15 protein-coding genes are annotated in these 12,287 nt (G+C 62.9%); 4 read left to right on the top strand and 11 right to left on the bottom strand.

The window, feature by feature from the left end; genetic code table 11:
* Positions 1–18: 18 nt before the first annotated feature.
* Positions 19–276 (top strand): hypothetical protein, encoded by a 258-nt coding sequence (locus tag PAN31117_RS27135; protein WP_174971251.1) that lies wholly within the window; start codon positions 19–21, stop codon positions 274–276.
* Between the two features lie 125 nt (positions 277–401).
* Here PAN31117_RS27135 and PAN31117_RS12730 read toward each other — a convergent pair whose 3' ends face one another.
* The 10 genes from PAN31117_RS12730 to PAN31117_RS12685 all read right to left on the bottom strand — a co-directional run bounded on the left by PAN31117_RS12730 (position 402) and on the right by PAN31117_RS12685 (position 9,576).
* The gene (locus PAN31117_RS12730; protein WP_150738528.1) at positions 402–1,193 is read right to left on the bottom strand and encodes an MBL fold metallo-hydrolase; all 792 of its coding nucleotides are present in this window, start codon (positions 1,191–1,193) and stop codon (positions 402–404) included.
* A gap of 8 nt (positions 1,194–1,201) precedes the next feature.
* Entirely contained in the window at positions 1,202–2,344 is a 1,143-nt protein-coding gene (bamC, locus tag PAN31117_RS12725) for an NlpB/DapX family lipoprotein (protein ID WP_150738527.1), read from the bottom strand.
* Between the two features lie 51 nt (positions 2,345–2,395).
* Entirely contained in the window at positions 2,396–3,313 is a 918-nt protein-coding gene (dapA, locus tag PAN31117_RS12720; RefSeq protein WP_150576746.1) for a 4-hydroxy-tetrahydrodipicolinate synthase, read from the bottom strand.
* A 42-nt stretch (positions 3,314–3,355) separates the two neighbouring features.
* A complete protein-coding gene (locus PAN31117_RS12715; protein ID WP_150738526.1) occupies positions 3,356–3,970 on the bottom strand; it encodes a class I SAM-dependent methyltransferase in 615 nt (204 codons plus the stop codon).
* The gene (locus tag PAN31117_RS12710) at positions 3,967–5,169 is read right to left on the bottom strand and encodes a tryptophan--tRNA ligase (RefSeq protein WP_150738525.1); all 1,203 of its coding nucleotides are present in this window, start codon (positions 5,167–5,169) and stop codon (positions 3,967–3,969) included. Before PAN31117_RS12710 ends, PAN31117_RS12715 begins: the two co-directional genes overlap by 4 nt.
* 26 nt (positions 5,170–5,195) lie before the next feature.
* The gene (locus PAN31117_RS12705) at positions 5,196–5,861 is read right to left on the bottom strand and encodes a site-2 protease family protein (protein WP_150738524.1); all 666 of its coding nucleotides are present in this window, start codon (positions 5,859–5,861) and stop codon (positions 5,196–5,198) included.
* 96 nt (positions 5,862–5,957) lie between these two features.
* Positions 5,958–6,584 carry an L-threonylcarbamoyladenylate synthase gene (locus PAN31117_RS12700; protein WP_150660574.1) on the bottom strand — a complete coding sequence of 209 codons (627 nt, stop codon included), beginning with the start codon at positions 6,582–6,584 and terminating at the stop codon, positions 5,958–5,960.
* 12 nt (positions 6,585–6,596) lie between these two features.
* Entirely contained in the window at positions 6,597–7,430 is an 834-nt protein-coding gene (locus PAN31117_RS12695; RefSeq protein WP_150738523.1) for a 3',5'-nucleoside bisphosphate phosphatase, read from the bottom strand.
* 197 nt (positions 7,431–7,627) lie between these two features.
* Complete coding sequence (locus PAN31117_RS12690; protein WP_370855754.1) at positions 7,628–8,527, bottom strand: alpha/beta fold hydrolase; 900 nt, start codon at positions 8,525–8,527, stop codon at positions 7,628–7,630.
* A 116-nt stretch (positions 8,528–8,643) separates the two neighbouring features.
* Positions 8,644–9,576, bottom strand: coding sequence for a ferritin-like domain-containing protein (locus PAN31117_RS12685; protein WP_150738521.1), 933 nt, complete (start codon positions 9,574–9,576; stop codon positions 8,644–8,646).
* Between the two features lie 49 nt (positions 9,577–9,625).
* On the opposite strand from PAN31117_RS12685, the gene PAN31117_RS12680 reads away from it, so the two are divergent.
* From PAN31117_RS12680 to PAN31117_RS12670, 3 genes are all read left to right on the top strand, one after another.
* Positions 9,626–10,150, top strand: a complete 525-nt coding sequence (locus PAN31117_RS12680; RefSeq protein WP_150738520.1) for a gamma carbonic anhydrase family protein — start codon at positions 9,626–9,628, stop codon at positions 10,148–10,150.
* A 267-nt stretch (positions 10,151–10,417) separates the two neighbouring features.
* Positions 10,418–11,353: an Hsp33 family molecular chaperone HslO gene (gene hslO / locus PAN31117_RS12675; protein ID WP_150738519.1), complete on the top strand. Its 936-nt coding sequence runs from the start codon at positions 10,418–10,420 to the stop codon at positions 11,351–11,353.
* A gap of 224 nt (positions 11,354–11,577) precedes the next feature.
* A complete protein-coding gene (locus PAN31117_RS12670) occupies positions 11,578–11,946 on the top strand; it encodes a hypothetical protein (RefSeq protein ID WP_150738518.1) in 369 nt (122 codons plus the stop codon).
* 53 nt (positions 11,947–11,999) lie between these two features.
* Here PAN31117_RS12670 and PAN31117_RS12665 read toward each other — a convergent pair.
* The coding region (locus PAN31117_RS12665; RefSeq protein WP_150738517.1) for an integrase core domain-containing protein at positions 12,000–12,287 on the bottom strand (288 nt) is incomplete at its 5' end.

The following is a 12,287-nucleotide window of genomic DNA, read 5'->3' as shown; positions in this document are numbered from 1 at the left end:
CCATAAAAGGACGTGATCATGAAGAAGTCTCTCCTCGTCGCTTCGTTGTTGGCTATCGCCCTGACCGCCTGCGGCAAGAAGGAAGAAGCCGCTGCTCCGGCTGCTGACGCTGCCGCTTCGGCTGCTGCGGCTGCTTCGGACGCCGCTTCGGCTGCTGGCGCTGCTGCTGATTCGGCTGCTTCGGCTGCTGGTGCTGCTGCTGACACGGCCGCTTCGGCTGCTGGTGCTGCTGCTGACGCCGTTGCTTCGGCTGCTGACGCTGCTGCCAGCAAGTAAGCTCTCGCTGCCGCAAGGCAGTTGAGCAAAAAAAGCCGGTCTTCTGACCGGCTTTTTTGCGTCTGTACACCTCGTACGCATCCACACGCCACACCGATGAACGGCGCGCACCGCGAGACGCTTCGCTAGCACGTCAGCCAGTCGAATCCGCCCGCCTGCGTAGCCACCAGGATCTCGGTCGCCTCTGTGCCGATGACAGCCGTCATCGCCGCCATCGCCAGCTCAGGCGTGTTGTTCTGCTCGCTCAAATGCGCACAGACCACACGCTGAAGTTTTGCCCGGTCGATCGCCCCGAGAATCTCCGCAGCAGCGTCGTTCGCCAGATGGCCATAGGTGCCACCAATGCGCGCCTTGAGCGACGGCGGATACTTGCTGTTGGCCAGCATCTCGCGATCGTGATTGCATTCAAGCACCAACGCGTCGCAACCGCCCAGTGTAGCGATGACGTGCGCCGTCGGACACCCGGCATCGGTCAGCACACCCAAGCGGCGAGCACCATCGGAAAACACGAATTGGAGAGGTTCGCGCGCGTCGTGGGGCACGGTATAGGGGTGCAGCTCAAGGCCGCCCACCGTCAGCCGCTCATCGGAACGACACCACCGCACGAGCGCATGACTGTCCTCGACAGAGAGCGTCGTGGCGACCTTGACGGCCTGCCCCGTTCCCCAGCTCATGATGAGCGGGATTCGATACTTGCGAGTGAGGGAAAGTGCACTGCCGATGTGATCGGCGTGTTCATGCGTGATGACGATGGCGTCGAGCGAGGCCACGTCGATCGAGCGTGCCGTGAGGCGACGCTCGACCTCTCGCATCGAGAAACCGCAATCGAGGAGAATGCGTGTCGTGGAGGCGCCTTCCGACGCCTCCACCAGCAGGGCATTGCCTTCGCTGCCGCTGCCTAGACTGGCGAACCGCACGCCCCGCCTTAACGGAGCTGGTTGCCGATCACGCTGATGATCGTCTGAGCGATCTGCGAGTTGTCGACGTTACCCTTGTCGTCGAGCACCTGCACGCGAGTCTGACTATCGCCGCGCCCCTGCACGTTCACGCTGTACTTCTTGGCCTTCTTCTGATCCTGCACTTCCTTCGCATGGAACAGGCTGTAGAAGAAACCGTTGTCCTTCGCCAGCGATGCCGGATCGACATAGCTCACGAAGTACAGGCCCTTCGCGCGGTCACGGTCGTCCACGGTGAAGTTACCGCGGTCGAGCGCCACGCCCACACGACGCCATGCGCGATCGAACGGCTCATTGATGTCGAGGTAAGAAGCATCGGCCGTCTTCACGACTTGGCTGGTCGGTCCGCCGGCCTTCGCGCTTTCGACTTGCGCCTTGGCCTGATCGGCCTGCGCACCGAAGCGCTGCATCAGCTTCGTGAGCATGATGGCTTCGAGACCCGGATCGTTCGGTGCCGGCTCCCACTTGGTCGTGTCTTTCTGTGAGTTCGTGAACACTTCCACCATGCGACGATGCGTGATGTAGATGTCCGTGCCGCCGTTCGGATCACGTTCGACACGCGTACGGAAACGATCGCGTTCGCCGGTCGAATAAAGACCGTCGAGCACCTTGCCCAGCAGATCGCGGATGATGTCCTGATTCAGCTTGGCGCGGTTCTCTGCCCAGTCGGTTTCCATCACACCGGTATCGGACGAGTCAATCGTCAACACGAAGCCGTTTTCCTGCCAGAACTCGCGCAGCGTCGGCCACAATTCACCGGCCGGCTTCTGAATCACGAGCCAACGCTCGTTGCCGTCGCGCACGACCTTCATGCCCGGCACCTCCGGCAGCACCGTATCCGTCGGATTGGCGGCAACGACCTTCTGCTGCGTCTCGTAGGTCGACAGCGTGGCGGTGCCGCCCGGCGTCACATACTTGCGGTCAGCGGCCTGAACGTTCGTCAGATCCGGCGGGACGTCGAGCGAGGGGCCGGTCTTCGAGCTCTTGTAGTCGACCTTGTCCGAAGACAAGGCGCTCGACAGCGAGCTGCATCCGGCGACGAGGGCCAACGAGGCAATAGCGGCCCATGCCAGCACGGGACGAGCTACGGAATTACTGACGATTCGTTTCATGAGTCGCAAAAAAATGGGTGGGCAATCGAACCCGGGTGCCTGAACGACAGCTTAGACAACGGCGATGTTGGCCGACTTGAGGGCTTCGAGCACCGTGTCCTGATACGGCTGCGCAAGCGGCGTGAGCGGCAGGCGGATGCCCGACGCGATCATGCCCATCTTTTGCAGCGCCCACTTCACGGGGATCGGATTGGCTTCGACGAACATGGCACGATGCAGTTCGAACAGCTTGAATTGCAGTTCACGTGCCTTGGTCACGTCGCCGGCCAGCGCCGCGACGCACAGATCGTGCATCGCACGCGGTGCCACGTTGGCGGTGACCGAGATATTACCCTGACCGCCCATGAGCATGAGCGCAACAGCCGTCAGGTCGTCGCCGCTGTACACGGCGAAGCTCTTCGGAGCGCGCCGGATCAGGTCGATGCCGCGATCCAGGTTGCCCGTGGCGTCTTTCACGCCAACGATGCCAGGCACTTGCGCCAGACGCAGCAACGTATCGTTGCTGGCGTCTGCCACGGTACGGCCGGGCACATTATAGAGGATGACCGGAAGCTCAACGGCTTCGGCAATGGCGCGGAAGTGCTGGTACTGGCCTTCCTGCGTGGGCTTGTTGTAGTACGGCACGACTTGCAGCGACGCATCCGCACCGACCTTCTTTGCATGTCGGGTCAGTTCGATAGCTTCGGCCGTCGAATTGCCGCCGGTGCCGGCGATCACGGGCACCTTGCGCCCACGCGACTGGCCGGCTTCCGCGGTTTGCTGGACGGCGATCTCGATGAGCTCGCAGTGCTCTTCCACGTTTACCGTCGGGGACTCGCCCGACGTGCCGACGATCACGATACCGTCCGTGCCTTCGTCGACGTGCCAGTTGATCAGGTTACGCAGTGCTTCACGGTCAAGGCTGCCGTCCTCTGCCATCGGGGTGACAATCGCGACGATACTGCCTTGAATCGGAGTTTGGGTAGTCATGGTTGATCGAACAATTCAGCGATAAGGGTGGATTGTAGCGGATTACGCTGTCGCCTCGTACAGGGCGGCGATGCCGGGGTTTTCCCCGGGGACGGTGGCACGTGTCGCGCACAGACGCTGCACACACGCCGCGCGTGGCGCAGGCAACGTGACATCCTCGTAAGCCGTGACACGCAGGCCCGCAGCATGCGCGACGTCAAGCAGCTCGCCCGGCGCCAGCAGAAACAGCGGATTGGACGGTTTCCCGTACCTTTCGTTTCCTTGAGCAAAGGTTTCGTAAATCAGCACGCCGCCTGGCGCCACGCTCGCGGCGATCTGCGGAAACAGCGGACGATGCAGATAGTTTGTGACGATGACGGCGTCGAACGTCGCGTCTGCCGCCAGCGGCCAAGGCGCCCCCTCCAGATCGGCGTTGAGCGTCGTCACGTTCGCGAGCGTTGCCATCGTGGCAAGCGCTGCTTCGTCGCGATCGACAGCCGTCACGTGTACGCCCCGCCCGGCAAGCCAGCGGGCATGACGTCCATGCCCGCACGCGAGATCGAGCACGCGCGCGCCCGACGCGATGAGATGCGCCCAGCGCACCAGCCACGCAGACGGCGCACCGACACCATGCGCGGCACCGGTTGAGATGGCACCAGTCACGACGTCAGCCGTCATGAATACTGGAGTCCCATGGCTTCACGCACGTCGCGCATGATTTCCTGCGCCGACTTGCGGGCCTTCTCGCAGCCATCGGCTACGATGGCGCGCAGCAGCGACGGATCGTCCATATACTTTTGCGCGCGCTCGAGCATCGGCTGTTGTTCACGCAGGATGCCTTCGATGACCGGCTGCTTGCATTCGATGCAACCGATGCCCGCACTGCGGCAACCTTTCTGGACCCACTCGCGCGTGTCGTCGTCGCTGTAGACCTGATGCAACTGCCACACCGGGCATTTGTCGGGATCGCCCGGATCGGTGCGACGCACGCGCGCAGGATCCGTCGGCATCGTGCGCACTTTCTTGGTGATCGATTCCGCGTCTTCGCGCAAGCCGATAGTGTTGTTATAGGACTTCGACATCTTCTGACCGTCGAGCCCCGGCATACGCGACGCAGGCGTCAACAGCGCTTGCGGCTCCACCAGAATCAGCTTGCGCGCACCTTCGAGGTAACCGAAAAGACGCTCGCGGTCGCCCATCGACAACGACTGCGATTCGGACAGCATGGCGCGCGCCTGTTCGAGCGCCTCGTCGTCACCCTTCTCCTGATACGCATTGCGCAATTCGAGATAGAGCTTCGAGCGCTTGCCCCCGAGCTTGCGTGAGGCCGCCAGCGCCTTCTCTTCGAAGCCCGCTTCGCGACCGTACAGATAGTTGAAGCGCCGTGCGATCTCGCGGGTCATTTCCACGTGCGGCACCTGATCTTCGCCCACCGGCACATGCAGCGCGCGATACAGGAGAATGTCCGCCGCCATGAGCACCGGATAGCCAAGGAAGCCGTACGTCGACAGGTCTTTCTCCTTGAGCTTCTCGATCTGCTCCTTGTACGTCGGCACGCGTTCGAGCCAGCCCAGCGGCGTGCTCATGCCGATGAGCAGCGCCAGTTCGGCATGCTCGGGCACCTTGCTCTGGATGAAGAGCGTGGCCTGATTCGGATCGATCCCGGCGGCCAGCCAGTCGATCAGTACGTCCCATACGTTCTGTTCGATGACGTCTGGCGTCTCGTAGTGCGTGGTGAGCGCATGCCAGTCGACCACGCAGAAGTAGCACGGATACTCCGACTGGAGCTGAATCCAGTTCTTGAGTACGCCGTGATAGTGGCCGAGGTGCAAACGACCGGTCGGTCGCATGCCGGAGAAAACGCGTTCGGGGTACATGGTCTAGTTATAAGTCTGCAAAAACTTCAGGAAGCCAGCGACAGCAACGGCGTGAGCATCCACACGATCACGTCACGCCCCCACTGAATCAACGGCCACAGCCAGACACGGCCGAGCACACCGCTGACAACCAGCGCCATCACAATGAAAAAGCCGTAAGGCTCGATGCGTGAGAGCGTATAGGCCGCACGTGCAGGCAGCAGCGATACCAGCACACGTCCGCCGTCGAGCGGCGGCACCGGAAACAGGTTGAACATGCACATCACGAGGTTCACCACGACACCGGCCTGCGCCATCATCATGAAGAACGGTTCGCGGACCTCCGCAATTTGAAGCCCGACGGTGACCAAGGCCCAGAGAATCGCCTGCGCAAAGTTGCACAGCGGACCGGCCAGCGCCACCCAGATCGTATCGACGCGCGGGTTGCGCAAGCTGCCGAATGCGACCGGTACCGGCTTCGCGTAACCGAACAGGAAAGCCCCGTTCGTCATGAAATAAAGCGCCAGCGGCACGAGGATCGTGCCGATCGGGTCGATGTGCTTGAGGGGATTGAGTGTGACGCGCCCCATCAGAAATGCCGTGGGGTCGCCGAAATGCTTGGCGACATAGCCGTGCGCAGCCTCGTGCAACGTAATCGCGAAGAGGACGGGGAGCGCGTAGACAGCGATGGTCTGGATCAGGTCTGCATTCATAGCCGACTATTGTAACAAGCGGACCTGCACGCCAGTATTACCCACCCTTACAAAGATTTTGGGGCCGCAGCGGGCAGGCACGGCACATCCACGCCATCACGACAGGCCGAACGGTGTCAGCGATCCGCGTCCGCGGCGTAATACTTCCGGCGGCGTCACCGTCAGATCGACCACCGTCGACGGCTCCTTGGGGCACGCCCCGCCGTCGATCACAAGGTCCAGTTGCTTCTCGAGCCGCTCCCGGATTTCCTCCGGGTCGTTCAGCGGCTCGGTTTCATCGGGCAGAATCAGCGTCGTGGCAAGCAGCGGCTGGCCGAGTTCTTCGAGCAGCGCCAGCGTAATGGCATGTTCCGGCACACGCAGGCCGATCGTCTTTCGCGACGGGTGCGAGAGGCGTCGCGGCACTTCTTTGGTCGCTTCCAGAATGAAGACGTACGGCCCCGGCGTCGTCGCCTTGATCAGCCGGTACTGACGATTGTCGACGATGGCGAATTCGGCCAGCTCCGACAGATCGCGCACAAGCAGCGAGAGCATCTGCTTCTCGTCAAGCCCGCGAATACGCCGCAGACGGTCGACGGCCTGCTTGTCGTCGATGTGACAGGCAATCGCGTAGCTAGAATCGGTCGGCAACGCCACGATGCCGCCTTTGTCGATGATCTGTGCCGCTTGCTTGATGAGACGTGGCTGAGGATTTTCCGGGTGAATCTGGAAGAATTGCGACATGTTGGCGGTAAGTTACTGCCAGCGGCTCCAGACCGGGGTGAGATCGTCGGGCAACGGTGGCAGCTTGCCGAGCAGCGCGCGGCTCTCGGTCGGTCCATGGAAATCCGAGCCGCGCGACGCCAGAAAACCGTACTGACGCGCGACATCGGCATACTCGCGGTACTGATCCGGCGTATGGCTGCCGGTCACCACTTCAATCGCTTCGCCACCCAGTTCGCGGAACTGATCGAACAGTGCGCCGAATTCCAGCTGCGTGAACTTATAGCGCCCGGGGTGTGCAACGACGGCAATGCCCCCCGCACCGCAAATCCACTTGACGGACTCCTCAAGCGTCGCCCATCGATGCGGCACGTAGCCCGGACGTCCCTCCGAAAGATACTTCGCAAAAACGTCGGAGACCGACGCACATTTGCCGATTTCCACCAAAAAGCGCGCGAAGTGCGTGCGGGAGATCAGATCGGGGTTGCCGACGAAGCGCAGCGCGCCTTCGTAAGCGTCGGGAATACCAGCGGCCGCCAGTTGCTCGCTCATTAGTTGCGCCCGTGCGGCACGACCGCCGCGCGTCGCCGCGAGGCCGTCGATCAGCGCGGGATTGTCAGGGTCGATGTTCAGTCCGACGATATGCACCGTGCGGTTCGCCCACGTAATCGAGATTTCGACGCCGCTCACGTATCGCATGCCCAACGCTTCAGCCGCCGCCCGCGCTTCGCGCTGGCCGCCGATTTCATCGTGGTCCGTCAGCGCCCACAGGTCGACACCGGCCTCGAAAGCGACCTGCGCCACTTCGGACGGCGTCAGCGTGCCGTCCGACACCTTGGAATGACAGTGAAGATCCGCGTTGAGCATGATGAGCCGCCGGGCGATGGCGAGACACCGGATTCCAGAGACTTCGGCAGCCCTGCTGCCCCTTCAGCCTCCTCGCCCCGTGATTGCCCATCTGACACCGGCGTATGACGTGGTAATGACGCCCTCATTCTACCGCTCAAGTTCACGCGACGCGAGTTGCCGCGCGCTGCCCGAACCTGTCCCACTGTGCCGCCCCCCTAGTTGTGGCAGAAATCCTCGATCAGGCGCGCGACGACTTCCGGCTGGTCGTGATGCAGCATATGTCCCGCATCGTCGACGAACGCCTCCGTCAAATTCGGAAAAACCTCGAAACGTTCGCGAAAGACCTCCTTACCCTGCGCCCCGGAGAAATGTTGCAGCACGTCCGAATCCGTCGCCTCGACGTGCAGGACGGGCGCACTCACGTTGCTCCACACCGCCATGGCTTCATCCAGCCGGTACGGATATGGGTTGGCCATCTTGTGGGCTGCATCGGCAAGCAAATGCCACTGACCGTCGCTCGCCTGACGTGCCCAGCGCGGCGCAAGCCACGCCGCCCGTTCGGGCGTGAGACGCGGGTTCGTCTTGCGCAGGCGTGCCGCCACGTCGTCGAGCGACGCATACGGGCGCAGCGTCGGCGGCGTCTGCACATCGTCCAGCCAGCGACTGAGTTGACGGATCGCGGCAGCCGGTGGCGACGGCGGCAGGCCAAAGCCTTCGAGATTCACGAGACGCCGCACCCGTGCCGGACGCACACCGGCGTACAGACAGGCCACGTTGCCACCCATGCTGTGGCCGATCAGATTGATGGCTTCGCCCGGCTCCGTGTAGACGTCGACGAGCGCGTCGAGATCGGCGATGTAGTCAGGGAACCAATAGCTGCCAGCGCGTCCGTCGGCGACGGGCCAGTCGGTGAGGCCGAAGCCGCGCCAGTCGGGCGCGAGCACGTGCCAACGCTGCGCGAGCGTCTGCGCAACAAACTGGAACGACGCCGACACGTCCATCCAGCCATGCAGCGCAAACAGTTTCGGCGCACCGGGCGTGCCCCACTGGCGAACGTGGTGGCGCAGGCCGCGCACCGTCAGAAACTCGGATCGGGAATCGGTCATATCAGTCATGACACCGGCAGAAAGTGAATATCTGAACGAATGAGGAACGTCGAGTATATCGACGGACTTCGCCACCTCGGAAGCGGCGTCAAAAAGCGGAACGCGCTTTCACGCGGGCGCCGTCCTCACTCACCGGCCTGAAGCGCCGCGAGTTCGGCATCGTCGAATCCGGCAGCCCTGCGCGCTTCGAGATTGAACGGTCCGCGCAAACGTGGCGCGCCGTACTGTGCGGCCAGCCGCGCGTACGTCTCGACCGGTTCGCAGCCCGCGCGCTCGCAGCCCCAGCGATACCAGCGATTGCCGATGGCGACGTGCCCGATCTCGTCGCGCAGGATGATGTCGAGAATCGCCGCACCGGCCTTGTCGCCCGCGCTGGAGAGTTTGGCCTTGATGGGCGGACTGGCGTCCAGGCCGCGCGCTTCCAGCGTTCGCGGCACGAGCGCCAGACGCGCCAGCCAGTCGCCGGACGTGCGTCGCGCCATGTCCCAGAGCCCGTCGTGCGCCGGGAAGCACCCGTAGTCGTACCGATCACCCAACGTTCGCAGATGCGAGACGAGCAACGAGAAGTGATACGCCTCCTCCGCCGCGACCAGGAGCCAGTCGTCGTAGTAGGCACTCGGCAGGCCGTCGAAGCGCCACAGGGCGTCCAGTGCGAGATTGATGGCGTTGAATTCGATGTGCACAAGCGCGTGCAACAACGCGGCGCGCCCGTCCACAGATGTCACTGCCCGCTGCTTCAACTCCCTGGGCGACACCAGTTGCGGCGTTGCCGGACGCCCCGGAATCCCGGCCTCATGCCCACCGTCGGCAGACAAGAATTGACGCGCCGGATGCCAATGCGCCACCCCATCGCGAACGGCATCGCGCAGCGCCGTGACGCCGGTGGCCTTCTCGAACGGATCGCAGATGCGCAGCAGTTCGAGTGCGCGCTCGCGAGCGCAGTCAGACACATCGGCCGACGACGATACGGCAGCGAAAGCAGAGGAAATTTCGACGGATTTGCCGGAAACGGCGTGGCGCGCGGCATCGGCACCGGGTGCAGGAGTGAAATCGGCCATGACGTTACAATAGCGGTTTCGTCGATTTTAACCGCGAACCGAAGCCGCCATGCCGATCTACAAACTTGGAGACAAGACCCCACAGATCCACGAGAGTGCTTTCGTGGCCGACACCGCCACCATCATCGGTGAGGTGGTTCTTGCGGAGAACAGCAGCGTGTGGCCGGGCGTGGCGATTCGCGGCGACAACGAGCCGATCAAGGTCGGCGTCGGCACCAACGTGCAGGAAGGCGCTGTGCTGCATGCCGATCCGGGCTATCCGCTCACGCTGGCCGATGGCGTCAGTGTCGGCCATCAAGCCATGCTGCACGGCTGCACCGTCGGCGAGAATTCGCTGATCGGCATTCAGGCCGTGTTGCTCAACGGCGCCGTCATCGGCCGCGACAGCCTCGTGGGCGCTGGCGCGCTGGTCACCGAGCGCAAGACATTTCCGGACCGTTCACTGATTCTCGGCGTGCCCGCCAAAGTCGTGCGCGAACTGACCGATGAAGAAGTCGCCAATCTCAAGCGCAATGCCGACGTCTATGCAACGCGTCGGCAGGTTTTCAAGGAACAGCTGGTGCGCATCGGCTGAAGGCACGTCCGGCAGTGGCGCGCGCAGCCAGTCGGAAGCGCGAGCGTTCGCTGCCGACGTGTTGAAAATGCGGCGCGCGCCCCCAGATATCGCAACATTGACGCGCCAATTGTCGGCGATTGCGCGCTGATGGGTCCTCCGGAACGAGCGAATGCATGAGCACTTGTGCGATTAATGCACTAGATGGCTCCCGATGCCCGCAAGGCATATCGCGCCCGCCGACCCACAGCACCGACCGTCGTTGCCGCATTTTTCAGGAATTCGACCGTGTCCGACCAACTTCAGAAATTCATGTTCGACGCCGCCCCCGTGCGCGGCGAATACGTCAGCCTCGACGCCACCTGGCGCGCTGTGCTGGCGCGTCACGACTACCCCGCCCCCGTACGCAACCTGCTCGGCGAAATGATGGCCGCGGCTGCGCTGCTGACCGCGAACGTCAAATTCGACGGCGCGCTGATACTGCAACTGCACGGTGACGGCCCGGTCAGCATGGTGGTCGTGGAATGCAATGCCGACCTCACGATGCGCGCCACGGCGAAGTACAGCGGCGAGATCCCCGAAGACGCGACGCTCAAGTCGATGCTCAACGTGAACGGCCGCGCCAGCTTCGCCATCACGCTCGATCCGCGCGTGAAGCAGCCCGGCCAGCAGCCGTATCAGGGCGTGGTGCCGCTGTCGGACGAACACGGCCCACTGCCCGACATGGCGTCGGTGCTTGAGCATTACATGCACCATTCGGAACAGCTCGACACGCGCCTTTGGCTGGCCGCAGACGAAGATCACGCGGTCGGCATTCTGCTGCAAAAGCTACCGGGCCACGGCGGCACGGCCGGCAGTGGCGCCGAACGTGCACCCGAGGAAGACGAAGACACGTGGAATCGCGTCTGCCAGCTGGGCAACACGCTCAAGCGCGACGAAATGCTGAGCACGGACCGCGAGACGATGCTGCATCGCTTGTTCTGGGAAGAAACGGTGCGTGTGTTCGACCCGCTGCCTACGGTGTTTCGCTGCACGTGCTCGCGCGAGCGTGTTTCGAACATGCTGCGCACGTTGGGCGAAGCCGAAGTCATGAGTGTGTTCGATGAACGGCCTAGCCTCGAAGTCGCTTGCGAGTTCTGCCGTCAGACCTATCATTTCGACAAGGTCGACGCGGCCCAACTCTTCACCGCGCAGTCTCACTCCGCCCCGGCCGGGCAGCACTGAAGCGCAGATTTTCTGTGGCGCGCGGAACGTCCCGCGCGCCGGGGAATCCGAGTTCACATTCGGCAAGATGCGGGGCCGCCCCGCATCAGATGCCATGGCCCTCCGCCCGCAGATAGGACGGAACCACACCGGGTTATCGCACCATCATGCCCCGAGCCACCTCCGAAGCCTCCGCCGATTTCGCCGCACACGCCGCTCGCGCATGGCGAGCCCCAGCTTGGGCAATGGCGCTGCTCGCGCTGACGCTTGCCACCGGCTGTGCTCAACTGCAACTGCCGCCGCCCGACGCCCCTTCGGCGCGGCTGCCGGAATCGCAGGAAGGGGCGCCAGCCATAACGGATGCGCAAAAGCAGGACCTGACGCGGCTGAACAAGCATATCTACGACGAGCAGGAATCCACGATCGAGCGTGAGCGCGCCCAACGCGCGCTGAACGATGCCATCCGCAGCTACAACAGCAACGCCTACTTCTATGGCGGCTGGGGCGGCCCGGGCTGGGGCGGCTGGAGTAGCCCTGGCTGGTACGGGCCAGGGTGGTACGGTCCCGGCGGGTATGGCCCGCGATCCTCGGTCGGCGTGAGCGTCGGCTTCTGAACGCAGGTTTCCAAAGATGTCAAGTCCTGAAATAGGTTGACAGTTATTTCAGGTTAAAACGCTCGATGCACCGCATCGGGCGTTTTGTATTTCAGGGCAGCATGCGGTCGCTCATGGTTGTAGATGCGAACTGACTGCTCAACCATCTTGATGGCGTGCTCAAGATCAACGGGACGATGTAAGAGGAACTCGTCTTTAAGGATGCCGTTGACCCGTTCGGCCAGCGCGTTCTGATAACAGTCGTAGCCGTCAGTCATCGAGCAACGCAAGCCATGACGTCGGTGGATCTCCTGATAGTAGGTCGAGCAGTATTGGATACCCCGATCAGAATGATGTATCAG

The sequence above is a fragment of the Pandoraea anapnoica genome, assembly GCF_902459765.1.
Taxonomy (GTDB): domain Bacteria; phylum Pseudomonadota; class Gammaproteobacteria; order Burkholderiales; family Burkholderiaceae; genus Pandoraea; species Pandoraea anapnoica.
This window is presented reverse-complemented; position numbering and strand designations above follow the sequence as displayed.